General features: G+C 64.4%; 23 protein-coding genes. 9 read left to right on the forward strand and 14 right to left on the reverse strand.

The annotated features are described in order from the left end of the window. The 5 genes from AC1RQC_RS00370 to AC1RQC_RS00390 form a co-directional block, all read right to left on the reverse strand. A complete protein-coding gene (locus AC1RQC_RS00370; RefSeq protein WP_492882253.1) occupies positions 1-906 on the reverse strand; it encodes an amino acid ABC transporter substrate-binding protein in 906 nt (301 codons plus the stop codon). A gap of 114 nt (positions 907-1020) precedes the next feature. Beyond that, positions 1021-2346, reverse strand: a complete 1326-nt coding sequence (locus AC1RQC_RS00375; RefSeq protein WP_492374580.1) for a dicarboxylate/amino acid:cation symporter — start codon at positions 2344-2346, stop codon at positions 1021-1023. Between the two features lie 463 nt (positions 2347-2809). Continuing rightward, a complete protein-coding gene (locus AC1RQC_RS00380; RefSeq protein WP_492374569.1) occupies positions 2810-3772 on the reverse strand; it encodes a threo-3-hydroxy-L-aspartate ammonia-lyase in 963 nt (320 codons plus the stop codon). Positions 3773-3800: 28 nt separating this feature from the next. Then, the gene (locus tag AC1RQC_RS00385; RefSeq protein ID WP_492829914.1) at positions 3801-4772 is read right to left on the reverse strand and encodes an ornithine cyclodeaminase family protein; all 972 of its coding nucleotides are present in this window, start codon (positions 4770-4772) and stop codon (positions 3801-3803) included. Further along, positions 4762-5403, reverse strand: a complete 642-nt coding sequence (locus tag AC1RQC_RS00390; protein ID WP_492829912.1) for a helix-turn-helix transcriptional regulator — start codon at positions 5401-5403, stop codon at positions 4762-4764. Before AC1RQC_RS00390 ends, AC1RQC_RS00385 begins: the two co-directional genes overlap by 11 nt. A gap of 233 nt (positions 5404-5636) precedes the next feature. On the opposite strand from AC1RQC_RS00390, the gene AC1RQC_RS00395 reads away from it, so the two are divergent. After that, positions 5637-7136 (forward strand): Fic family protein, encoded by a 1500-nt coding sequence (locus AC1RQC_RS00395; RefSeq protein WP_492882254.1) that lies wholly within the window; start codon positions 5637-5639, stop codon positions 7134-7136. Between the two features lie 80 nt (positions 7137-7216). Here the strand turns inward: AC1RQC_RS00395 and prfH are convergent, their stop codons facing one another. Both prfH and AC1RQC_RS00405 read right to left on the reverse strand, forming a co-directional pair. Further along, positions 7217-7831, reverse strand: coding sequence for a peptide chain release factor H (prfH, locus tag AC1RQC_RS00400; protein ID WP_492829908.1), 615 nt, complete (start codon positions 7829-7831; stop codon positions 7217-7219). After that, positions 7828-8979 (reverse strand): RNA ligase RtcB family protein, encoded by a 1152-nt coding sequence (locus AC1RQC_RS00405; RefSeq protein ID WP_492882255.1) that lies wholly within the window; start codon positions 8977-8979, stop codon positions 7828-7830. Before AC1RQC_RS00405 ends, prfH begins: the two co-directional genes overlap by 4 nt. A 51-nt stretch (positions 8980-9030) precedes the next feature. Here AC1RQC_RS00405 and AC1RQC_RS00410 point away from each other — a divergent pair, with 51 nt between their 5' ends. Continuing rightward, entirely contained in the window at positions 9031-9165 is a 135-nt protein-coding gene (locus AC1RQC_RS00410; RefSeq protein WP_492374564.1) for a hypothetical protein, read from the forward strand. A gap of 176 nt (positions 9166-9341) precedes the next feature. Then, positions 9342-10715, forward strand: a complete 1374-nt coding sequence (locus tag AC1RQC_RS00415) for an esterase-like activity of phytase family protein (protein WP_492374563.1) — start codon at positions 9342-9344, stop codon at positions 10713-10715. Between the two features lie 74 nt (positions 10716-10789). Here AC1RQC_RS00415 and AC1RQC_RS00420 read toward each other — a convergent pair whose 3' ends face one another. From AC1RQC_RS00420 to AC1RQC_RS00445, 6 genes are all read right to left on the reverse strand, one after another. Continuing rightward, complete coding sequence (locus tag AC1RQC_RS00420; RefSeq protein ID WP_043346656.1) at positions 10790-11503, reverse strand: ABC transporter ATP-binding protein; 714 nt, start codon at positions 11501-11503, stop codon at positions 10790-10792. Beyond that, on the reverse strand, positions 11503-12276 hold the full coding sequence (locus tag AC1RQC_RS00425) for an ABC transporter ATP-binding protein (RefSeq protein WP_043346660.1): 774 nt from the start codon (positions 12274-12276) through the stop codon (positions 11503-11505). The genes AC1RQC_RS00420 and AC1RQC_RS00425 overlap by 1 nt, the downstream gene beginning before the upstream one ends. Further along, the gene (locus tag AC1RQC_RS00430) at positions 12273-13586 is read right to left on the reverse strand and encodes a branched-chain amino acid ABC transporter permease (protein ID WP_043351905.1); all 1314 of its coding nucleotides are present in this window, start codon (positions 13584-13586) and stop codon (positions 12273-12275) included. Before AC1RQC_RS00430 ends, AC1RQC_RS00425 begins: the two co-directional genes overlap by 4 nt. 10 nt (positions 13587-13596) lie before the next feature. Next, positions 13597-14544 carry a branched-chain amino acid ABC transporter permease gene (locus AC1RQC_RS00435; RefSeq protein ID WP_150990296.1) on the reverse strand — a complete coding sequence of 316 codons (948 nt, stop codon included), beginning with the start codon at positions 14542-14544 and terminating at the stop codon, positions 13597-13599. A gap of 181 nt (positions 14545-14725) precedes the next feature. Beyond that, positions 14726-15964 carry a branched-chain amino acid ABC transporter substrate-binding protein gene (locus AC1RQC_RS00440; RefSeq protein ID WP_492374562.1) on the reverse strand — a complete coding sequence of 413 codons (1239 nt, stop codon included), beginning with the start codon at positions 15962-15964 and terminating at the stop codon, positions 14726-14728. Positions 15965-16112: 148 nt separating this feature from the next. After that, positions 16113-17738: a 3-(methylthio)propionyl-CoA ligase gene (locus AC1RQC_RS00445; RefSeq protein ID WP_492374561.1), complete on the reverse strand. Its 1626-nt coding sequence runs from the start codon at positions 17736-17738 to the stop codon at positions 16113-16115. A 316-nt stretch (positions 17739-18054) separates the two neighbouring features. Here AC1RQC_RS00445 and AC1RQC_RS00450 point away from each other — a divergent pair, with 316 nt between their 5' ends. The 5 genes from AC1RQC_RS00450 to AC1RQC_RS00470 all read left to right on the forward strand — a co-directional run bounded on the left by AC1RQC_RS00450 (position 18055) and on the right by AC1RQC_RS00470 (position 22087). Next, positions 18055-19695: a protein adenylyltransferase SelO gene (locus tag AC1RQC_RS00450; protein WP_477133974.1), complete on the forward strand. Its 1641-nt coding sequence runs from the start codon at positions 18055-18057 to the stop codon at positions 19693-19695. Positions 19696-19832: 137 nt separating this feature from the next. Continuing rightward, positions 19833-20279, forward strand: a complete 447-nt coding sequence (gene msrB, locus AC1RQC_RS00455) for a peptide-methionine (R)-S-oxide reductase MsrB (RefSeq protein WP_492374560.1) — start codon at positions 19833-19835, stop codon at positions 20277-20279. A 70-nt stretch (positions 20280-20349) separates the two neighbouring features. Then, positions 20350-20889: a septation protein A gene (locus tag AC1RQC_RS00460; protein WP_174426400.1), complete on the forward strand. Its 540-nt coding sequence runs from the start codon at positions 20350-20352 to the stop codon at positions 20887-20889. A gap of 84 nt (positions 20890-20973) precedes the next feature. After that, positions 20974-21288, forward strand: coding sequence for a BolA family protein (locus AC1RQC_RS00465; protein WP_150990287.1), 315 nt, complete (start codon positions 20974-20976; stop codon positions 21286-21288). Positions 21289-21292: 4 nt separating this feature from the next. Then, complete coding sequence (locus AC1RQC_RS00470; RefSeq protein WP_492882256.1) at positions 21293-22087, forward strand: peptidylprolyl isomerase; 795 nt, start codon at positions 21293-21295, stop codon at positions 22085-22087. 88 nt (positions 22088-22175) lie between these two features. Here the strand turns inward: AC1RQC_RS00470 and AC1RQC_RS00475 are convergent, their stop codons facing one another. Further along, positions 22176-22817 (reverse strand): TetR/AcrR family transcriptional regulator, encoded by a 642-nt coding sequence (locus AC1RQC_RS00475; protein ID WP_492829906.1) that lies wholly within the window; start codon positions 22815-22817, stop codon positions 22176-22178. A gap of 108 nt (positions 22818-22925) precedes the next feature. On the opposite strand from AC1RQC_RS00475, the gene AC1RQC_RS00480 reads away from it, so the two are divergent. Next, positions 22926-24575, forward strand: coding sequence for an acyl-CoA dehydrogenase family protein (locus tag AC1RQC_RS00480; protein WP_492882257.1), 1650 nt, complete (start codon positions 22926-22928; stop codon positions 24573-24575). Positions 24576-24598 lie beyond the last annotated feature (23 nt).

The raw sequence follows: 24598 nt of genomic DNA on the forward strand, positions 1-24598 counted from the left end.
TCACTCCGCCGCCTCGTCGGTGGGACGCTTCCACGCGGCCAGCACCTCGGGCGATGGCGTCAGCGCGAGGTTGATGCCGCGCGTGCCGATCGGCTGCTGGAACCAGCGCTTCTGTAATGCCACCACCTCAGGGCCGGCGAAGACCGAGGTCAACGTCTGGTCGACAAGCTGCTTCCATTCCGGATCGGATTTCGGCAGCATCAGCGCGTTGCGCTCCGTGGAAAGCGCCGGCCCGACGACCGTGTATTGCGACGGGGCCTTTGAATTGGCGCGCAGGCCATACAGCACCACATCATCCAGCACGAAGGCCTGGGCACGGCCGGTCTCCAGCAACAGGAAGGACTCGTTATGGTCCTTCGCGTACACGTCGTTGTAGGCGTACTGGGTCTTGAGCCGGCGCACGTGGCGATCGCCGGTGGAGCCCGCGCTGGTGACCACGACCTTGCCGCGCAGGTCGTTGAGAGATTGGATGCCGGAATCCTCGCGAACCAGCATGCGCACCACCGACACATAGTGCGATACGCTGAATGCGACCTGCTTCTGGCGCTCGACCGTATTGGTGTTGGGCGCGCAGTCCACGGTCACCAGACCGTTCATCACCGCCGGCACGCGGCTCTGCGCCGTCAGCGGCAGCCAGCGCACCTTCAGGTCCTTCAGGCCGAGCTTCTGGCGCACGGCCTCGGCCACACGCAGGCACAAATCCACGGCGTAGCCCGAAGGCTGGCCCTTGATGTCGGAGAAAGAAAACGGCAACGCTCCCTCGCGATAGCCCATCGTGATCGTGCCGGATTCCCGGATCTGCTCCAGGATCGGGCTCTGGGCGCGCGCGGACTGGAGGCTGGCCAAAGCAGCGAGGGCGGTCAGCGCCACGAATGCGCGCGCTGTGAATGAGACGGGAAAGGACATGGCAGGTACTCGGGCAAAGTGCGTAGCGTATTGCGCACTCCGCCCCAGCGAAACAATATCTTTCTTATAAGAGCATGCCCGGCATTCTCATAAGCAAATTGCTTTTCCGTGCGATCAAGCCATGCGCGCCGGGGAAGGTATCGCTGGTGCGACCGGTTCGCCGTGACCGGCGGCCACATCGACGCAGAGCGGGTCAAACTCTTCTTCGGTCCCGAGCTCCCCCTCCCATTTGGCAACGACGGCAGTGGCAATGCTATTGCCCAGGACATTGGTCGCCGTGCGCCCCATATCCAGGAACTGATCGATTCCCATCACCAGCAACAGCCCGGCCTCAGGCAAGCCGAACATCGGCAAGATGGCTGCTACCACCACCAGCGAGCCGCGCGGGACCGCGGCCATGCCCTTGCTGCTGACCATCAGGATCAGCAGCATGGTGATCTGGTGCCCGAGCGACATATGGATATCGAAGGCCTGCGCGATAAAGACCGCCGCAAACGCCTGATACACCATGGAACCGTCGAGGTTGAAGGAGTATCCCAGCGGCAGGACAAAGCCGACCAGGCGCTTCTTCACCCCGAAGCGCTGCAGCCGCTCGATCATCTTCGGGTAAGCCGCCTCGCTGCTGGCGGTGGAAAAGGCAATCATCATGGGTTCGCGGATACCCTTTGCCAGATCGAACATACGCCCCTTGAGAACCACATAGCCCGCGATAAAGAGCACGGCCCACAGGGCCAGCAAAGCGAGATAGAACGCGCCAATGAACTTGCCATAGGTCACCAGTACGTCAAGGCCCTGCACGGTGATGGCCGCGGCAAGCGCCGCAAAGATGCCGACCGGCGCGAACAACATCACCGTATTCGTGATGTGCAGCATCACGTGCATCAGTTCGTCGACGGACCGCTTCAGGAATTGGCCCGAGCCACCGGTCGTCTTGCCCAGCGCAATGCCGAAGAAAAGCGAAAAGATCAGGATCTGCATGATCTCATTGGTCGCCATGGCCTCGAAGATGCTCTTCGGGAAAATATGCGTGACGAACTCTTTCAAGTTGAGTGCGCCGGTCTTGAGATTCGTGCTTGCGCCGGCGTCCGGCAGAACCATGTTCAGGCTGACACCGGGTTGCGCCAGGTTCACGAACAGCAGTCCGATGCTCAGCGACACGAGTGACGCGAGGAGGAACCATGTCAAGGCCTTGGCGCCGATGCGGCCAATTGCCTTGGTGTCGTCCATGCTCGCGATGCCCGAGACCAGGGTCGCAAACACGAGCGGGGCGATGATCATCTTGATCATGCGCAGAAAGATCTCGGTGATGATCGAGAAATTCCCGGCAATCGTCTTGGCCGCTGCCGCGTCGGCCGCCATGCGGTGACAGGCATAGCCGACGATGACACCCAGGACCATGCTGAGCATGATCCAGCGGGTAAGTTTGTTAGTGGTTTTCAAAGCTTCGCCTCCTGGCCAGTTTCCAATATCGACGCACAGTGCATCCCGCCCATGTCGATAAGACAGATTATCCAACACTAGATAAAACGTCAACACAATGAAAACCCGAAGTGTTTCGGCAAGATGAGTGCACAGCGCCGGCGACAGGCGCACGCAGGCGCATGCCTTCGGGCAACGGCAGCAAAGCGGAAACAATGGAGGGAATGGAGGGAATGGCCAGAGCGAGGCCAGGCATGCGATAGCGATACCGAGTGGGGATCCCGGTGAAGGCAAACGCCATCGCGCGCGCAGCCTGATGGACAGGCTCACACGAATGGCGATCGGTAGGAATGGTCGAATCTGTTCCTGGCTGTGATGCCGCCGACCCCGGCAATCACGCCGCCGGGGCCAACGTCACCTGCGCCACGCGGCATGGCCGGGCGGTGCCATGCGCACCGCCCGGCCCGCGCGCGGATCGGGCCAATCAGCCAGCAAGCAACGCGGCGAACCGGTCGATATCGATGTTCCCGCCGCTGATGAGGACACCCACGCGCTTGCCTTGCAGTTCGGCCTTCATGGCACGCACGGCGGCAAAGCCGAGGCAGCCGGTGGGCTCCACCACCAGCTTCATGCGCGACGCGAAAAAGCGCATGCAGTCGACCAGCTCGTCGTCGGTCGCGGTAACGATGTCATCGACATCGCGGCGAATGATCTCGAACGTGTAGTTGCCAAGGTGCTGCGTCTGCGCGCCGTCGGCGATGGTCTTGGGTGTCTCGATATGCACGATCGAGCCAGTGCGGAACGACTGCTGGCCGTCGTTGCCAGCGGCAGGCTCCACGCCGTAGATCTTGCATTGGGGAGACAGCGCGCGCGCGGACAACGCGGACCCGGAAAGCAGCCCGCCGCCGCCAAGGCAGACAAACAGGGCATCCAGCTCGCCGGTTTCCTCGAACAACTCCTTGGCGGCGGTGCCCTGCCCGGCGATGACATCCGGGTGGTCATACGGCGGGATCAGCGTCAGGCCCTGTTCCTCGGCCAGCTTGCGGCCGATTGCCTCGCGGTCCTCGGTATAGCGGTCATAGATCACCACCTTGCCGCCGTAGCCCTTGGTCGCGGCAACCTTCGCGGCCGGCGCGTCATGCGGCATGATGATCGTCGCCGGCATGCCGAGCAGGGAGGCCGAGAGCGCGATGGCCTGCGCGTGGTTACCCGAGGAAAAGGCCACCACCCCCGCCCGCCTCTGGCCTTCGTCGAACTTCGACAACGCGTTGAAGGCGCCACGAAACTTGAAAGCGCCCATGCGTTGCAGGTTCTCGCACTTGAAGAACAGCTCAGCGCCCACTTCCTTGTCCGCGGTGCGCGAGCGCATGACGGGGGTGCGGTGCGCGTAGCCCTCAAGCCGCGCAGCGGCGGCTGACACATCATCAAAGGTCGGTAGATTCAGCATGATCGTAAGTCTCGTTTGAGTAAAAAGGCTACCAGGGCCAGTGGATGCTGGTGCCAGCTTGCGCGGTGGCGGCTCGCCGCTGGAGCAGGCGAGCCACGGTCAGGTCCTGCAAGGCCAGGCCTGTCATATCAAAGACGGTAATGTCGGTATCGTGGCGCTCAACTTGCACCTTGCCGCCCAGCACGTCGCCGATTTCCGTGCAAGGCGTATCCGGCGCCCACTGCATTTCGCCGATCTGGCGGGCCTGGTCCCGATCGTCGACAAACAGCCGCGCGCGCGCCAGCAGGCCGTCGGGCAACTCGCGCTTGCCACGCGTGTCCGCGCCCACGCAGTTCAGGTGCGTGCCTGGCTGCACGGCTTGCAGGTCGAACAGCGCACCGCCGCCAGGCGTAGCGGTGATGACTACGTCGCTGCCCGCCACTGCCGCATTGCGCTCAGGGGCATGGGAGATCTCACAGCGCTCGGCAAAGGCGCGCTCGAACGCCGCGTCGGGCTGGCCTGTTACCGTAACGTATTGAACCTGATTGAGCGAGGGCAGCAGCGCAAGGGCAAACGTCAACTGAATCCGCGCCTGCACGCCGGTGCCGAACAGACACAGGCGCTCGCTGTCCTGGCGTGCCAGCCACTGAAGCCCAAGGCCGCCGGCGGCACCGGTGCGCATCGTGGTGACGGCGTTGCCATCGATCATGCACACTGGCCGCCCGGTTGCCGGATCGATCAGCATGATCGTGGCCTGATGCGGCTCGCCGCCCACCTCGCGGTTGGCCGGCCAGAATCCAGCCGCCTTGAAACCCAGCAGGCCTTGCGACTGGACGTCGCCGGACTTGATGCCGAACACGCCACCGGTCGCCAGCGGCTCCCGAACCAGCGGAAAGACACGGCCCTCTGCCTGACTATGCAGGGCAAAGGCTTCGCTCACCGCCTCCATGGCATCTGCCGGCTGCAGCAGTGACTCGACCTGGTTCTTGTCGAGCAGGAGCAAGCGCGCTTCACTTGGCATAGCTGTACACCGTAGCCCGCGACACGCCGAGATGCAGCGCCACGATTTCCATGGCGCGGCGCACCTCCATGAACCCCGCCTTCTTGAGCTCGCGCAGCAACGCACGCCTGTCTTCGGCCTTGAGGGATCGCGGCGTGGTGGCCAGCCGTGCGGCAAACTGGTCGATGCGGGCCCGGATGGCATCTGCGCCGGCCGGGTCGAGCGACTCCTTCATGGCTGCGCCCGCGTCCACGCTGCCAAACTGGCCCAGCACGTTCTGCAAGCTGCGGAACAGCGTCAGGTCGACGTTCATGCACAGGGCGGCCACATAGCCCCCGGCCGAATCCTTGATGCCGATCGACGTGCTCTTGGCCTGCCGCCCGTCGGCGAACTGATTCGCATAGTTGGCGATCACCTGCGGATACTCGGGGTCGGCGATACGGGCAAGGCCCAGCTCGGTTGCGGGGTCTCCCACCTGACGGCCCGACAGGTTGTTATGGATGGCGAGAATGGCGTGCTTGGGGTCCAGCAGATCGTGAACAACCACCTCGCAAAAGGGCGCGAAGGTCTCGCTCAAACCTTGGGCCACCTGCTTGAGTTGCTCGAGCAGCGCTTGCTGCTCGGGCGTGCGTTCTGGTGTACGTTTTTTCATATGGACAGGTTATCCAAATGTAGATAATTCGTCAACATCAGGATTGATCACAACACCGACTGGCAAAAATCTGATCCATCACTTGAAAACTGGCAAAAATCATAAGCGGCTAAGAAAAAACCTCACCACCACCATCTGGCCATCGCCGTATAAAGTTACCTAAAAGTAACTTCTTACAAAAAAGAGGATGCGTCATGCAATAATGCGAAAAAACATGGGGCGATGAGAAAAATATGAGCGCAGTGGGGTATGAGTTTCTTCGTCGAACAGGTGAGTTGACTGCGTTTGCCCTAGCGCAGCCAGCGCGAATACAGCCGGTCACAAAGGTGATGCCAGGCAACGGACTGCTGGCCATTCCGGCACAGGTGGCACCACAATCAGCCCAGCCGCTGGATCACGTTCTGTTCGCCTTGAAGCACGAAGGGGTCAATCTCCAAATCCTGGCTCAAGCGCTCCCAACAATCCCCGCGGCGCAAATGCTTGCAGCGCTGCACCAAACACCTAATGGCCAATACATCCGGGTCGCGGCGTTTCTCTGGGAACACTTCAGTGGCCAGCGGCTTGAGGGTCGGCCGGAGATCACGGTCGGCTATGTGAGCGTATTCGATCCAGCTCGCTATATCACGGGCCCCTCGCGCCGCGATGCACGGTGGCGGGTAGATTTCAACGGACTAGGCTCCCTGGCTTACTGCGCCACGGTCGAACGCACACCGGCGATCGAGGCGGGGATCGCCTCCGACATCCTGGGGCGTGCCAACGCGTTCCTGAAGAGCCTCGGACCTGCCATGCTTGACCGTGCGCTAGCCTGGGCCTATCTGCATGAAACAGAGGATTCCTATGCGATTGAGCATGAGGCCCCGAGCGAAGACAAGGCTCGTGCCTTTGTCCAGCTCCTTCGCCAAGCCCATGAAGGCCAACGCCTTACCGAGGACTACCTGGCTGAATTGCAGTCGTCGACCGTGCTCAACCCGCTCGATCAGGCCGTGCAGTTCCGGGGCGAGCAGAACTGGCTCCGAGGGCCAGGGCGCGGCGCTAGTGGCGTAACGTACGTGCCGCCATGGCCGGAATTGGTCGAGCCACTCATGGACGCGTGGATGGCGTTCGCCAACGACGCACCGAGCCAGACCGACCCCATCGTTGCTGCGAGCATCGCGTCGTTCGGCTTTGTCTTCATTCATCCGTTCATGGATGGCAATGGACGGCTGTCGCGATTCCTCTTTCACAAAGCCCTGTGCACGTCCGGGAAGCTGGCGAAGGGACTGCTCCTGCCTGTGTCAGTCGCCATGAAGCGAAATGAGGCGGACTATCTTGTTGCGCTCCAATCGTACTCACGCCAGGCCCGTGAGCGGGTGAGGGTTACCTGGATCGACGAAGGCGAATACCAGTTCGAGTTCAAGACGGACGATTCGATCTTTCGCTACTGGGATGCCACGCATTGCGTCGAATTCGGTTTCCGGATGGCGGCGCAGGCACTGGATGTGGAGTTGCGCCAGGAAACGGTTTTCCTTGGGCGCTATGATCAGGTGATGCGGCGGGTGAACGAGCGAATCGACGTCCGCGGCAATGATCTGGCGACGCTGGTGGTCATCTGCCTCGACAACGATGGCGTCATCTCCAAGAAGCGGCGCAAGCGTTTTTCCGATCGCGTTCCGCAAGCCTCCTTCGACGTGATTGAAGCGGCTGTCCGAGAGGTACTGGATGACGCTGGCGACGAGGACACCAACAGCGAATGAAGGCGCTGCATAGAGACAGGCACCAGCGCCCCGGCACCGGCGCGGCGTCCGTAATGCAGGCGCCGCGTCATGTCCTTGCCTCAGGCCGGCTCGAAGCGCTCCCCCTTGAATACCCGCACCGGGGCGCCGCGCTCCACCTGATGGTGCAGCAAGCGCCGCTGGGCGCGTTGGGCGAGCGTGCTCTGGTCCGCCTGCTGCGCCAGCTTGTGCGCAATCAGCAACGTGGCAATGCGCTTGTTGGCATGCTGGCTGCGCTCGGACTGCACCCTGACGCTGATGCCGGTCGCCACATGGATGGCGCGCACAGCCGACTCGGTACGGTTCACGTGCTGCCCGCCTGGCCCGGAGGCCCGGCAGGTCTCAAAGCGGATCTCGCCCGCCAGGGCTGGCGACGGCGCAGCGCAACGCGCCACGCCGATAAACCAGTTCTTGCGCGCATGCCGGGGCCGGTAAGGGCTCTGGCAAGTCCATTGCACTGTGCCCTCCCACTGGCGCGCCAAGTCCGGCGCCGGCTCGCCATCCAGGCTCACCAGCACCGAGCGCAGGGTGCCCGCGCGCTCGCCACCCTCCTCGTCGATGATCTCGATCTGCACGCCGCAAAGCGTCGCCTCGTGCAGCAGGCGCCGGAGCGCCCGGCTGACTGCCAGGCAGCATTCGGATGGCCCTTGCGCCGCGGAAAGTTGTAGCAGGATCATCGGCAGCACTCCCCGCTGGTCTTGTATGTGAGCACGGGGCGCAGGCGCGCCAGCGGCCTTGCCAGGCCCGCGTCGCAAAGCGCCGCCACCACGCTCTCGATGGGCTTGTAGGCTTGCGGCGCCTCCTCGTAGATCAGTTGCCGGTCGCGGCAGATCACGCGGCTGTCAAAGCGCGTCCGGCTTAGTTGCTCGACGGTAAAGCGCCCCGACAAGCGGCTCTTGCACTCGCCGCGCATCCATTTGCGGCCCGCGCCGTGCGCCAGCGACAACAAGCTGCGCGCATCGGCGACCGGCTCGACCAGGTAGCTGTAATCTCCCCGCGAGCCCGGGATCACCACCGGGCCGGCATCGGCCGGCGTGGCGCCCTTGCGGTGCAGCCAGCCGGCAATGCCGTCGATCGTGGCCGCGGCCAGGAAGTTGTGGTCGACGTCGAGCACCCGCTCGCCGCCGCCCCGCAGCCGGTCCAGCATGCGGCGCGCGACCAGCTCGCGGTTGCCTTGCGCGAAACGCATCGCCTGCGCATGCCTGGCCAGATCGTCGGCGCCATCCTGGCTGCCGCCGCTCAAGCCACTGTGGCCGAAGCGCTCGATCTGAGCTTGCAGGATTGCCTGGCCGAGCCCGCGCGAGCCGCTGTGCACCAGCAGCACCAGCCGGCGGCGTTCCAGCCCGAGCGCCGCCACCGCGGCTTCGTCGAGAATCTCGTCGATCTGCTGCACTTCGGCAAAGTGATTGCCCCCGCCGATCGTGCCCAGCGCGTGCTCGTGCCCCACGCCTTGCAGCGACTGGCTGGCCACGACCTGCGCCACGGCCTCGGCCCATGACGCGTCGAGCGGCCCATCGATATTGCCGAGCCGCTTCTCCAGCTGGTCCGCGCCGATCCTGGTCGCGTCCAGCTCCGTGCGCCACAGCGCCATGCCGCAGCCGATGTCATTGCCGACCAGCGCAGGATAAAGCCGGCCGCTGGAGAAAAAGGCCGCGCCCACCGGATAGCCCCGGCCAGGATGCAAGTCAGGCATGCCGGCGACTCGCTCCATGCCGGCGAGACTAGCGGTGTGGTGAAGTTGTTGGATCGCGTCGCCTTCGATCCAGGTGTGGTCCGACGCGATCAGCGATACGCGTTCGGACAGATGCTTGATGCCATTGCCCATATACCATCCAGATAAGAGAAAGAATCTGATGTGGCAGGCCGGAGCCGGGCAATGCAACTCACCGCGCAACGCGATGCCAATTTGGCAATGCGCTTGCGCGGCGGAACGATTAAACCTGGCGCGGCCTGCAAGGATGCGTCGACGTTTTCATGGTGTGCTCTCCTTTGCAGTGCGATTGATGAATGAAGGGAAACGATCGTAATGCGCAATGGCATGATCTGGCAATGTTGACGATCAGATCAGCGCGCGCGGCTGTTGTCAGACCGAGACACTTATCTGTCACGCGAGCGTCACGCCTTCATCACGCCACCGTCACGTGGCCCATGCATCGTAGCGGTCTTTCGACACCACTTTTCTCCTACATGCGCATCCTCCCGTCCGCGACCGTCATTGCCGTTATCGCCGTCACCGCTGCGGCCTGGGCTTTGCCCGCCGCGGCCCAGGCCACAGCCCCTGCCGCTTACCCCGCCACCCTCGCCGGCCACGCCATCCTGCCCGCGCAGAGCTATATCGCCGCGCCCAAGGACGCGCCGCAGGACCTGCAGGAGAGCGGCAAGTTCACCACCGGCGCGCGCGTGGAAAAGATCGGTGCGGTGGAAGGCCAGTCGAACAACCGGCCGACGGGCGTCTCGCTGCCCTTCAAGGGCCAGCCGCTGCAAGGCCATTCCGGCATCAAGCACATGGCGGACGGCAGCTTCTGGGTGCTGACCGACAACGGCGCCGGCAGCAAGGCCAACTCGCCGGACTTCATGCTCTACCTGAATCACTACAAGGTGGACTTCAAGAGCGGCAAGCTCCATCGCCTGGGCACTGTGTTCCTGCACGATCCGGACAAGAAGGTGCCCTTCCGCGTCGTCCACGAAGGCACCAGGCAACGCTACCTGACCGGTTCGGACTTCGACACGGAAAGCTTCCAGTTCGCCGGCGGCGCGCTGTGGATCGGCGACGAGTTCGGGCCCTTCCTGATCAAGGCCGACCTGCAAGGCAAGGTGCTGGCCGTGTACGACACGCTGGTCGACGGCAAGGTCGTCCGCTCGCCGGACCATCCCGCCGTGACCACGCCGGGCGTGCCGGGCGGCGCGGTGGACTTCCAGGTCAAGCGCTCCAAGGGCTTCGAAGGCATGGCCTCATCACCGGACGGCAGCAAGCTCTACGCGCTGCTGGAAGGCCCCGTGTGGAGCGCCGAAACCAAGGATTTTGAGCGTATCGGCGGCAAGGAAGCCCTGCGGGTGCTGGAGTTCGACACCCAGGCCGGCAAGTGGACGGGCCGCTCATGGAAGTACCCGCTGGAAGCCAATGGCAACGCCATCGGCGACTTCAACATGATCGACGCCAGCACCGGCCTCATCATCGAGCGCGATAACGGCGAAGGCACGGCCGACAAAGCCTGCCCCGAAGGCCAGAAGCGCAACGACTGCTTCTCGGATATCGCCAAGTTCAAGCGCATCTACAAGATCGAACTGAGCGACGCCAACGCGGGCGGCCCGGTGCGCAAGATCGGCTACATCGACCTGCTCAATATCGCCGACCCCGACAAGCTGGCCCGCAAGCCGCTCAATGAAGGCGTGCTCAAGTTCCCGTTCTTCACCATCGAGAACGTGGATGTGGTCGACCCGACCCATATCGTGGTCGGCAACGACAACAACCTGCCCTTCTCCAGCAGCCGCGAGCCTAACAAGGCCGACGACAATGAACTGGTGCTGCTTGAGGTCGGTGAGTTCCTGAGGGCGAAGTAATTGGCCTCAGGGCAGTGCCGGCGCACGAGCCGGCGTGGATGGGTGTCCCGGGCTAACGAGGACACCCATCCGGCCTACACTTCCAGCCATTCCTTGCGAATGGCGGCATTGGCCTTCAGGTCCCCAGGCGTGCCCTCGAACACAATGTGCCCGTGCCCCATCACATAGACCCGCTGCGAGATATCCAGCGCGATAGCCAGCTTCTGCTCGATCAGCAGCACCGACACGCCACGCTCCTTCAAGACCTTCAGGTAATCGCCCACCAGCGCGACGATCATCGGGGCCAGCCCTTCGGTAGGCTCGTCGATCAGCACCAGGTCGGGGTCGCCCATCAGGGTGCGGCACAGCGTGAGCATCTGCTGCTCGCCGCCGGAGAGCACGCCGGCTGACGTATTCTCGCGCTCCTTCAGGCGCGGGAACATGTTGTACATGTCCTGCACCGTCCAGCGAGGCTTGGACTGGCGCGGATTGCGCTTCTCCCCGAGCTGCAGGTTCTGGCGCACCGTGAGCGTGGGAAAGATATCGCGGTTCTCCGGCACGTAGCCCACGCCCAGGTGGGCGATCTCGAAGGTGCGCCGCCCGAGGATCTCTTCGTCGCGAAAGCGCACCGAGCCCTCCGCCTTGACCATGCCGAGGATGGCCTTGGCCATGGTCGAGCGCCCCACCCCGTTGCGGCCCAGCAGCGCGACGATCTCGCCTTCGTCGATATGCGCGTCGACGCCGTGGAGGATATGGCTTTTGCCGTAGTAGGCGTGCAGGCCCTGCACGTCCAGCATGCGCTTGCCCATCAGTGCGCTCCCTCAGTAGCAGGTTCGTCCAGGGTCGTGCCCAGGTAGGCTTCCTTGACCTTGCGGTTGGCGCGGATGGCCTCGGGCGTGTCGGTGGCGATGACCTCGCCGTAGACCAGCACCGAGATCCGGTCGGCCAGCCCGAACACCACGCTCATGTCGTGCTCCACCATCACCAGGGTCTTGCCCACGGTGACGCGGCGGATCAGTTCCACCGCATGGTCGGACTCCGAGCGGCTCATGCCGGCCGTGGGCTCGTCCAGCAGGATCACCTCGGCGCCGCCGGCGATGGTGATGCCGATCTCCAGCGCGCGCTGTTCCGCATAGGTCAGCAGGCTGGCCTGGGTGCTATGGCGGTGCTGCAGCCCGATCAGCTCCAGCACTTCGTCCGCCCGCTCGCGCGCGTCGCGCAGCTCGGACAGGCGATGCCAGAACGAATACTTGTAGCCCAATGACCAGAGCACCGCGCAGCGCAGGTTTTCGAACACCGACAAGCGGTGAAAGATATTGGTGATCTGGAAGCTGCGCGACAGTCCCATGCGGTTGATCACGAATGGCTGCAGCCCGCCGATCTCCTGCCCATTCAGCCTGACCGTGCCCGAGCTTGGCGCGAAGCGCCCCGAGATCAGGTTGAAGGTGGTCGATTTACCGGCGCCGTTGGGGCCGATCAGCGCATGCCGCTCCCCCTTGGGGATGCTCAGGTTGACGCCCCGGATGATCTCGGTCTGGCCGAATTTCTTGCGTACGTCGTTCAGTTCCAGTGCGGCGCTCATGCCGTGCCTCCCGCCATTTCGGCCTGTACCTTGTCCCACGTGGCGCGCACCCGCGCGCGCGCGGCGCGGCAAGCCAGCAGGCCGGCCACCCACAACGCTGCGGCCACCAGCCACGGCTTCACCGTCGCGGCGTCGAAGCCGATGCGCAACAGCGACATCTCCGTCCCGTTGGCGCTGTCCACCTGCACCTTGTAGACCAGCTCCACGGTGAGGATCACCGCGGCGAGCAGCACCAGCCCGGCAGCCGCGGCGCGGCCGTAGTCGGGCAACATGGCGCGCAGCTTGCCGCGCGCGAGCAGCGGCACCTGCATCATCAGCAAGCTGGCGATGCCGCCCGGCACGAACATGACCATCAGCACGAAAAACAGGCCAAGGTACAGCAGCCAGGCCTTGGTCAGGTCCGACAGCGCCACCGCGAACAGGATGAACACCACCGCGCCGATCACCGGCCCGAAGAACACGCCCGCGCCGCCAATGAAGGCTGCCAGCAGCACCCCGCCGGAGCGCACCGCACTGACGTTCTCGGCCGACACGATCTCGAAGTTGATGGCCGACAGCGCCCCCGAGATGCCGGCGAAGAACGCCGACAGGATCAGCACCAGGTAACGCACGCGCTGCGTGTTGTAGCCGATGAATTCCACCCGTTCCGGGTTGTCACGCACCGCGTTGGCAATGCGGCCGAGCGGCGTCTGGGTCCAGGCGTACATGGCCACCATCGACAACAGGCACCACACCGCGATCAGGTAGTACACCTGGCGCCCGGGTCCGTAGGTGATGCCGAACACGGGGTCTCCCACCATGCGGTTGGTGGAGATGCCGCCCTCGCCGCCGAAGAAATCCGGGAACATCAGCGAGCTGGCAAATACCATTTCCCCGATGCCCATGGTGATCATCGCGAAGGTGGTGCCGGACTTCTTGGTGGTGACATAGCCGAACAGCACGCCGAAGAAGGCGCCGGCCAGGCCGCCCACCACCGGCAGCAGCGACACCGGCAGCCATACCTTGCCCGCCCCCACCATATTGAGCACGTGGATGGCGATGAAGGCGCCCAGGCCCGCGTACACCGCATGGCCAAACGACAGCATGCCGGTCTGCCCGAGCAGCATGTTGTAGGACAGCGCGAAAATAATCATGATGCCCATCTGGGACATCAGCGTGATGGCGAACCCGCCGGTGAAGAACAGCGGCATCACCAGCATCAGGGCCGCGGTCAGGCCCCAGATCGCCCAGCGTGCCAGGTTCATCGGGCGGTAGCGCATGGTGCTGCCGGTCACAACCGTCTCGCGGCGTTGTTGCATTGTCGTCTCCATGCTCATGCTATCAACCCTCCCTGGTGCCCATCAAACCACGCGGGCGGAAGATCAGCATCACCACCAGCAACAGATACGGCAGTACCGGGGCAACCTGCGCCACCGTGAGCTTCCATAGCGAGGACAGCGGCGTGCTGTCGGTAACCTGCAGGCCGATCGAGCCCAGCAGGCCAGCCAGCGAGGCGTCAAGCGTGACGGCAAAGGTCTGCAGTACGCCGATCAGCAGCGAGGCAATGAACGCCCCCACTAAAGACCCCATGCCGCCCACCACCGCCACCACGAAGATGATCGACCCCACCGCCGCCGCCATCGACGGCTCGGTGATAAAGGCATTGCCGCCGATCACGCCGGCCAGCCCCGCCAGCGCAGCGCCACCACCGAACACCATCATGAACACGCGCGGCACATTATGGCCAAGCGCCTCGACCATTTCCGGATGCGTCAGCGCGGCCTGGATCACCAGCCCGATGCGGGTGCGGGTGAGCACCAGGTAGATCGCCACCAGCATGGCCAGCGACACCACCATCATGAAGGCGCGGTACTTGGGGAACGAGGAGGTGAATACTGTAAACAGCGGCCCGTCCAGCTCTGCCGGGATGCGGTAGGGTACGGCGGCAAGGCCCCATACCAGCTTCACGCCTTCCTCGATCAGGTAAGCCAGGCCGAAGGTGAACAGCAGCTCCGCCACGTGCCCGTATTTGTGCACGGTGCGCAGCCCGAAGCGCTCCACCAGCGCGCCAGCGCCGGCCACCAGCAGCGGCGCGAAGATCAGCGCGGGCCAGAAGCCGATCTTGCTGGCAATGGTGTAGGCGAAGTACGCGCCCAGCATGTAGAAGCTGGCGTGCGCGAAGTTCAGCACGCCCATCATGCTGAAGATCAGCGTAAGCCCGGAAGAGAGCATGAACAGCAACAGCCCGTAGCTGACGCCGTTCAATAGGGAAATGACGAAGAATTCCACAACTTATCCTTCATTCTGACGCACGTGGCCAGTTGGCGGCCACCGATCGGCCGGTCGGAGAACGGGCGCGCGCGGGTGAGCGCCGCCCACCCGAAAGCGGCATGCGTCGCGCCGGGTCGACCGAAGTATGCAGGATCGGGTGGCGCGCCGGAACTGGCCGCGCCATCCGCCGCGCGCGAGCTTAGCCCGGGCGCTTCATCTGGCAGGAAGTCGGCTGCGCTGCCACGTACTGATCCATCAGCGCATCGGTCTTCCAGCCAAAGCCGGTGTTTTCCTGGTCGAACTTGACCTCCTTGCCGTCAACCTTGGTCCAGGTAGCCACCACCAGCGATTGCTGGGCCTGGTGATCCGAGCCGCGCATCTCCACCGTGCCATTCAGGCTTTCGGCCTTGAGGCCTTCGAGCGCCTTGGCCACCTTGACCGGATCCGTCGACTTGACGTCCGTGAACGCCTTGCCCAGCATGGCGATGCCGGTGTATGCGGCCATCACGTAGAAGTCATCGTTGTACTTCTTCTTGAAGCCTTCGATGACGTCCGCGCCCTTGAAGCCCTTGTTGTTGGGGTTGTAGTAGCCGACGTACTTGACGTGCCCGGCTTCCGACGGACCCATGGCGGTCGGCACGCCGGTGGTGGCGGCGTAGTAGGTGTAGTAGTTGGTGCTCAGGCCCGCGTCCTTGCCGGCCTTGATCAGCAGCGCGAGGTCGCTGCCCCAGTTACCGGTGATCACCGTGTCGGCCCCGGAGGCCTTGATCTTGGCCGCATAAGGGGCAAAGTCCTTGACCTGCGCCAGCGGGTGCAGGTCTTCGCCGACGATCTGGATGTCCGGACGCTTGCGCTTCAGGTATTCCTTGGCGGCGCGCGCCACCTGGTGGCCGAAGGAGTAGTTCTGATTGATCAGGTAGACCTTCTTGACGCTGGGATCCTTGGCCAGGTAAGTGGTCAGCGCCTCCATCTTCATGTCGGAATTGGCGTCCAGGCGGAAGTGCCAGTAGTTGCACTTGCCGTTGGTCATGTCCGGATCCACCGCGGCGTAGTTCAGGTAGACGATCTCCTTGCCCGGATTACGCTCGTTGTGCTTGGCCACCGCGTCTTCCAGCGCCAGGCCCACGGAGGAGCCGTTGCCCTGCACGATATAGCGGATGCCCTGGTCCACCGCCTGCTTGAGGATGGTCAGGCTTTCCTGTGGCGAGAGCTTGTTGTCAAAGCCAACCACTTCAAACTTGTTCCCGCCCCCCCAGTTCTTCTGGTTGGCGATGTCCGCGACAAACTGCCAGCTCTTTAGCTGGTTCTGCCCCACCGGCGCCATCAGGCCGGACAGCGGGTCGATAAAGGCGATCTTCACCGTATCGGCAGCCGCAACCCCGGAACCCATTGCCGCGAAAATGGCCGTAGCTGCCACGAGCGGACGCAATCTGATCATGCTTGTCTCCTTCGGTTTTATTGTTGGCTGTGGTTGATCCCGATTCGCGGCGGCGCTCTCTCCCAAGACCGCGCGCGCCGCAAACCTGTCCTGCAATCGCCGGCATCAACGCCCGGCAAGCATTGGCGGCTCTATGGCCGCCTTGGGGTCAGGCCGCCGGCAGGCGGTAGTCCTTGAACTGCTCGCGCAGCTTGAGTTTCTGCATCTTGCCGGTAGCGGTGAGCGGAATCTCGGTGACAAAGGCAACGTCGTCGGGGATCCACCATTTGGCGACCTTGCCTTCGAAGTACGTCAGCAATTCCTCGCGCGTCACCTCGGCGCCGGCCTTCTTCATCACCACCAGCAGCGGGCGCTCGTCCCACTTGGGGTGATAGCAGGAAATGCAGGCCGCCATATGCACCGCCGGGTGGGCGGCCGCCACGTTCTCGATATCGATCGAGGAGATCCACTCGCCGCCGGACTTGATCACGTCCTTGCTGCGGTCGGTGATCTGCATGTAGCCGTCGGGGTCGATGGTGGCCACGTCGCCCGTGGGGAACCAGCCATCCACCAGCGGCGACGCGTCGTTGCGGTAGTAGTGCTCGATCACCCAGGGGCCGCGCACGTGCAGGTCGCCGAACGCCTTGCCATCCCAGGGCAGCTCGTTGCCGTCGCCGTCGACGATCTTCATGTCCACGCCGTAGATCACGCGGCCCTGCTTTTCCTGGATCTTCTGCTGTTCGTCTTCCGGCAGGTCATTGTGGCGCGCCAGCAGCTTGCAGGACGTGCCCAGCGGGGACATCTCCGTCATGCCCCAGGCGTGAATGGTCTCCACGCCGAGCGCCTTGAGCGCGCGGATCATGGCGGGCGGCGCCGCCGAGCCGCCGATCACGGTGCGATTGAAGGTGGAGAACTTGAGATTGTTGGCCTGCACATGCTGCAGCAGGCCCAGCCATACCGTGGGCACGCCGGCCGAGAAGGTCACCTTCTCCTTCTCGAACAGCTCGTAGACCGAAGCACCGTCCAGCTTGGCGCCCGGCAGCACCAGCTTGGCGCCCACCAGCGGCACCGAATACGGCAGACCCCAGGCGTTGACGTGGAACATCGGCACCACGGGCAGGATCACGTCACGCGCCGAGCAGCCCAGCGCGTCCGGCAGCGCCGATGCGTAGGAGTGCAGCACGGTGGAGCGATGCGAATACAGCGCGCCCTTGGGGTTGCCGGTGGTGCCGGAGGTGTAGCACAGGCTGGAGGCCGTGTTCTCATCGAACTGCGGCCACGTGTAGTTGCCGTCCTGCGCGTCGATCAGGTCCTCGTAGCACAGCAGCGGCACCTTGGCTTGCGCCGGCATGTGCGAGCGGTCGCTCATCATCACCCAGCCCTTCACGCCCGGGCAATGCGCCGCCACGCCTTCGACCAGTGGCAGGAAGGTGGCGTCGAAGAACACGTACTGGTCTTCGGCATGGTTGATGATGTAGGCGACCTGCTCTGGGAACAGGCGCGGGTTGACGGTATGGCATACCGCTCCCGAGCCCGATACGCCGTAGTAGATCTCCAGGTGACGATAGCCATTCCAGGCCAGCGTGCCAACACGGTCGCCCGACTGCACGCCCAGCGCGGCGATGGCCTGGGCCAGCTTGCGCGAGCGCAGCTCGCAATCGCGGTAGGTATAACGGTGCAGATCGCCTTCGGTCCGTCGCGAGACGATTTCCGTGCCGCCATAGTGGCGTGCGGCGTGCTTGATGATGGAGGAAATGAGCAGGGGTTCGCTCATCATTTGACCCATCAATGCCATGGAATAGTCTCCTGTAATTTTCGAAATCCGTCAAAAAAACGAACAACCGTTCTATTTTTGGGCCGATTGTTGCCATCCATTGATGAAACGTCAACGGGAATCCGTTGTGCAGCGCCATATCCGGGAGGCCGGCGGGCTGCACCCCGGCACCATGGCGGTGCGCCAGGGGCGGGATTCAAGGGATATCCGGAAACATTGTGGTGACAACGACGGTCAGAGATGCGAATGACGGCGTGGAAGTACAATAACGCCTGCCATGTTGCACCTCAACATGTCGTTTTCCCTAGCCTGCAAGCGCACTTGCGCGAAATCCGACATGCCGGCGCTGCACCGCCCAGCCACCCATAGTGATGCCCCAGTGAACTCTCCCGAGCCAACCGACGCCCCCCAAGCCTTGCCAGACCCCGCCGGCCCCGCCCCATTGAATGCTGCCGAGCCGCGGCCGCCGTTCACTGCCGTGCCTGGCTTTGCGGAACTCGGCCCGCGCTTCTTTACACGGCTCGCGCCGACGCCGCTACCCTCCCCCAGGCTGGTCAGCGTGTCGGCCTCCGCAGCCGGGTTGCTGGGCTGGGATGCGGATGCCGCAACGCAGCGTAGCTTCATCGAAACTTTTGCAGGAAATCACGTGCCCGAGTGGGCAGATCCCCTCGCCAGCGTGTACTCCGGCCATCAGTTCGGGGTCTGGGCGGGGCAGTTGGGCGACGGCCGGGCGATACGCCTGGCCGAGGCGCGCACCGCCTCCGGCCCCTGGGAAATCCAGCTCAAGGGCGCCGGCATGACGCCCTACTCGCGCATGGCCGATGGCCGCGCCGTGCTGCGCTCCTCGATCCGGGAATACCTGTGCTCCGAGGCGATGCAGGCGCTGGGCGTGCCCACCACGCGCGCCATGTGCATCATCGGATCGGACGCCCCGGTGCGCCGCGAGACCATCGAGACCGCCTCCGTGGTGACGCGCCTGGCGCCGTCCTTTATCCGCTTTGGCCATTTCGAGCATTTCGCGGCCCGCGAGGACCTCGGCTCGCTGCGCCAGCTGGCGGATTTCGTGATCGACCGCTTCATGCCCGAGTGCCGCGACGACAAGCAGCCCTACCAGGCCCTGCTGCGTGAAGTCTCCCTGCGCACCGCCGACCTGATGGCCAGGTGGCAGGCCGTGGGCTTCTGCCATGGCGTGATGAACACCGACAATATGTCGATCCTCGGACTGACCATCGACTACGGCCCCTTTGGCTTCCTCGATGCGTTCGACGCCAACCACATCTGCAACCATTCCGATTCGCAAGGCCGCTATGCCTACAGCCAGCAGCCGCAGGTTGCGTTCTGGAACCTGCACTGCCTGGCCCAGGCACTGATGCCGCTGTGGCGAGAGGGCGATGGCAAGGCCGACGCCGAAACCAGCAAAGCGGCCACCGACGCCGCGGTAGAAGCCGCGCGCGCCGCGCTGGATCCGTTCCGCGAACGCTATGCCGCAGCCTTCTTCCAGCAATACCGGGACAAGCTTGGCCTGCGCCCGACGGGCGGCCCCGATGCCGACGACGAGCCGCTGCTGACTGACCTGTTCCAGCTGATGCACGCCCAGCGTGTGGACTACACCTTGTTTTGGCGCAACCTCGCCCGCATCTCCTGCGCCGATGGCAGCCAGGATGCCCCGGTGCGTGACCTGTTCCTGGACCGCGCGGCGTGGGATGCCTGGGCCGAGGCCTACCGCGCCCGCCTGCGTGCCGAGAACTCCGTTGACGCCGTGCGCGCTGTGGCCATGCTGGCGGTCAACCCGAAGTACGTGCTGCGCAACCACTTGGCAGAAACCGCCATCCAGCGCGCGCGCGAGAACGATTTCAGCGAGGTGGATCGCCTGCTGGCCGTGCTGTCGCGCCCGTTCGACGAGCAGCCGGAGGCCGAGGGCTACGCCGCGCTGCCGCCGGACTGGGCAGCCGGGCTGGAAGTGAGCTGTTCGTCGTGAAGGCGCGGCACCACTGCAAGCACCGTAAGGTTTGACAGGCAAGAAACGACCAACTGGCCTCGGGTGACGAAAAGCGGGCTGCGCAACAAGCTGTGCGCCGGCCAAGTCTCCCGGCCAACGAGAAAGGAAAGCCGATTATGACCACGCAAAAAACCGAAGCCGAGTGGCGCGAGCAACTCTCCGACATCGAGTACCGCGTTGCCCGCGAAGCCGCCACCGAGCGGCCCTTCACCGGCCGCTACTGGGATCACTGGGAGCGCGGCACCTACCGTTGTGTCGGCTGCGGCACACCGCTGTTCGAAGCCAGCACCAAGTTCGACGCCGGTTGCGGCTGGCCGAGCTACTTCCGCCCGATCAACGGCGAGGTGATCGACGAGCACACCGACCACACGCACGGCATGGTCCGGGTGGAGGTTCGCTGCAAGGAATGCGGCAGCCACCTTGGCCACGTTTTCGAAGATGGCCCCGCGCCCACCGGTTTGCGCTACTGCATCAACTCGGCTGCGCTAAAATTCGACCAGCGCGACCCTGCCGACCTCAACGCGGGTGACGCCGCGCCGACATCGCCCGACACGCCGCGCTAAGCCCGAACCGCCCGCGCGGCGGTTCGCCGCCAACCAAGCCTTCGACCTTGCGTCGCTCAATCCTGTTCGCATGAAATTCCTGTTCGACCTGTTTCCGGTCATCCTGTTCTTCGTCGCCTTCAAGTTCGCTGGCATCTATGCCGCCACCGGCGTGGCGATCGCCGCCACCGTGGTGCAGATCGGCTGGGTCTGGCTGCGCCACCGCAAGGTCGAGCCGATGCAGTGGGTCAGCCTGGCGATCATCTCGGTGTTCGGCGGCGCCACGCTGCTGCTGCATAACGAGACCTTCATCAAGTGGAAGCCCACCGTGCTGTACTGGCTGTTTGCCGCCACGCTGACCCTGTCGGCGCTGATCTGGCGCAAGAACCTGATCCGCGCCATGCTGGGCAAGCAGGTCACCATGCCGGAAGCCGCCTGGGGCAAGCTCAACGCCGCCTGGGCCGCTTTCTTCGCCGTGATGGGCGTGGTCAACCTCTATGTGGCCTACCAGTTCTCCACCGACGCCTGGGTCAACTTCAAGCTGTTCGGCAGCATGGGCCTGATGCTGGTGTTCATCCTGGCACAAAGCGTCTGGCTGTCCCGCCACATGCAGGAAAACACCCCCGAGTAAGCGCACCGGCGGGCCCAGCCCGCCGCGCCTGCCTCGATTGATCTCCCGGCTCCGGCCGGGCCCCACCAGGATACGCATTCACCGATGGCCGCAGAACCCGCACAAATCGAAGCCCTGCTGCGCGCAGCCCTTTCGCCGTCCAGCATCGAAGTACGCGACGACAGCGCGCTGCACGCCGGCCACGCCGGCGCCGCCTCCGGCGGCGGGCATTACCACGTCACCATCGTCAGCGCGCAATTTGCCGGCAGCACCCGGGTGGCGCGCCATCGCATGGTGTATGATGCGCTGCGCGATCTATTCCCCGCGCAAATCCACGCGCTGGCGGTGACCGCGCTGACTGACCAAGAACTTGAATCCCGCGAAACCTCCCGCGATTCCTCGAGCAACTCTCAGATCTGATTCCATGAAGACCACAGTCCTCTCGTTCAGCCTGGCGGCTGTGCTTGCCGCTGGCAGCTTGCCCGCCCTCGCCCAGAACGCCGCCGTCGTGAATGGCAAGGCGATCCCCTCGGCCAAGCTGGACAAGCTCGTAGCCGGCACCGGACAGCCTCCCAGCGCAGAACTGCGCGACCGTGCCCGCACCATGCTGATCGACCGTGAGCTGCTGCTGCAGGAAGCCAACAAGCGCGGCCTGACCCAGCGCGACGACCTGCAGGAACAACTGGAGCAAGCCAAGCTGAACGTGCTGGCCGGTGCCGTGTTCGAGGACTACGTCAAGACCCACGGCGCCAGCGACGACGAACTGCGCAAGCGGTACGACAAGATTAAGTCCCAGTTCGGCAGCGGCAAGGAATACCACGCCCGCCACATCCTGGTCGAGAAGGAAGCCGACGCGCGCGCCATCATCGCCAAGATCAAGGCCGGCGCCAAGTTCGAAGACATGGCCAAGGCCTCGTCCAAGGACCCGGGCTCCGCAGCCAACGGCGGCGACCTCGACTGGGCCAACAGCAGCAGCTACGTGCCGGAGTTCTCGGCCGCCATGACCGCGCTGAAGAAGGGCCAGATGACCGAAACCCCGGTCAAGACCCAGTTTGGCTGGCACATCATCCAGCTCGACGACACCCGCGACGCCAAGATCCCGACGTTCGAGGAAGTCAAGCCGCAGCTGGTGCAGATGCTGATGGGCGACCAGAACTGGCAGCGCGAGCAGTTCCAGGCAATGATGAAGTCGCTCAAGGACAAGGCCAAGATCCAGTAAGTGGACCCGGGCTTGCCGTGACGGGAAAACCGGCGCCGATGGCGCCGGTTTTCATTTGCGCGAGCGGGATACCGCTGGTTTGCTCCCTTCAGCCTTCCTGCCCGCCAAGCGTTCGCAGGTATCCATGCGCTGCGCCCCGCAGTTGTCGCATCAGCCGCGAGAAATCGATCCCCTCCCCCTCATCGATGCAAGCATGCGAGATCAGGCCATAGACGATGGCCTGCAGCGTCACCGAGGCCTCCTCGACCACCGCGGCCTGCGGCGCGTCGGCCGCGCATAGCAGCGCCCGGCTCCACCCGTTCACAAACCGTGCGTACATCTTCTGGTAGGCCGCGCGCCCCGAGTAATGCCGCTCCAGCAGGTAGATCGGCCCCCAGCGCTCCGGCGTCTCCCGGTGGTGCTCTACGTTGACGGCGATCAGCGCATCCACGATGGCCGCCATCGATTCGCCCCGGCACTGCGCCAGGCAGCCGTCCATCGCCAGCACGATCCGCTTGGCGCGCAGGTGCAGGCATACCTGTGCCAGCTCCTCCTTGCTGCCGAAGTACTCGTAGAACGTCCCCAGCCCCACGCCGGCCAGGTCCACGATGGCGCGGATCGTCACGTGCCCATAGTCCTGCCCGGCCAAAAGCCGAACAAAGGCCTCCTGGATGGCCAGGGAGGTCTGCCATGAGCGCGACTGCACCGGCCTGCGGCGCGGCTTTGCCGGGCCTTTTTGCTGTGGGTTCATGGTGCTCCGAAAGCCGAACATGCAGGCTGGCCATTCTATCTAGAATGACCTTTCGAATCTAACGGGTGGCGGCAAGCCCGGCCGCCCGGCCCAAGGAGACAGCCCGCCATGAACGCCACCCACGCCACCCACGTCATCACCAACCAGGTCCCGGAGCTCAAGGACTACAACCTCTACACGAGCGACCCCGGCATCCGCCGCGCGGTTGCCCGCGCCGGCGCGGGATGGAACGAGGGGGAACTCGAACGCCAGGGCGCGGTGCTCGGTGCCGAGCAAACGATCCGGCATGCCGAAGATGCCAACCGCCATCATCCCGAGCTGCACACACACTCGCGCATCGGCGAGCGCATCGACCAGGTGCGTTTTCACCCGGGCTGGCAGGCGCTCATGACCATTGCGCGCCGCAGCGGGCTGGCCAACCTGCCCTTCGCCGATACGCGCCCCTCGGCCTGGGCTTCCTACGCGGCCTCGCTCTATATGCATAGCCAGATCGAGTCCGGCTCGCTGTGCCCCACCAACATGACCCAGGCCTGCATCCCCGTGCTGCGCAAGGAGCCGGGATTGTTCGCGCAGTTCGGCGACAAGCTGCTGACGCAGGCCTACGACCCGCGCGACCTTCCCATCGAGCACAAGCACGCGATCAACGTGGGCATGGGCATGACCGAGAAACAAGGCGGCTCCGACGTGCGCGCCAACACCACGCGCGCCATACCCAGCCGCGGCGAGGGGCGTGGAGCCGAGTACCTGATCACCGGCCACAAGTGGTTCTTCTCCGCGCCGATGTCGGATGCCCACCTGGTGCTGGCGAACACCGAGGCCGGCTCCTCCTGCTTCTTCGTGCCGCGCTGGCGCCCCGACGGCAGCAAGAACCCCATCGAGATCCAGCGCCTGAAGGACAAGGTGGGCAACCGCTCCAACTCCAGCAGCGAAGTCGAGTTCCGCGCTGCCTGGGGCATCATGGTCGGCGAGGAAGGCCGCGGCATTCCCACCATCCTGGAGATGGCCACGTATAGCCGGCTTAACTGCTCGCTATCGAGCGCCGGTTTCCTGCGCCAGGCACTGGTGCAGGCCCTGCACTACGCGCGCCACCGCAGCGCCTTCGGCAAGCCGCTGATCCGCCAGCCGCTGATGGTCAGGCTGCTGGCCGACATGGCGCTGGAGGCGGAGGCAGCGATGCTGCTGGCGATGGACCTGGCCACCGCCTTCGAAGCCACCGACGACCCCGCCCGCCTGGCATGGCGCCGCATCCTCACGCCCGCTTCCAAATTCTGGATCTGCAAGCGCGCGGTGGAGATGACCGGCGAGGCCATGGAAGTGTTCGGCGGCAACGGCTATGTGGAAGATGGCCCCATGGGCCGGCTGTTCCGCGAAGCCCCGGTGAACTCGATCTGGGAAGGCTCCGGCAACGTGATGTGCCTGGACGTGCTACGCGCCATCGGCCGCAACCCGGACGACTACCTGCGGGTGCTCGAACACATGAGCGTGGTCGGCGCGGACGAGCCGCGCATCCAGGCCAGCGTGGCGACATTGCGCGCGGCGCTGCGCCTGCCCGAGGAAGAGCAGCAGGCCGAGGCGCGCCGCACCACCACGCGGCTGGTGCTGACCGCCCAGGCCTGCCTGATGCTCCAGCATGCCGACGCGGCCACCGCCGACGCCTTCCTTGCCAGCCGCTTCGACCCCGAATGGGGCGCCGTCATGGGTATCAGCGCAGGCGGGGGCAATGCCGCGCGCATCCTGGAGCTGGCCTGGGCCGCCTGACGCCAGCATGGCATTGCCGCACC

Source organism: Cupriavidus sp. GW822-FHT03E04 (genome assembly GCF_058801495.1).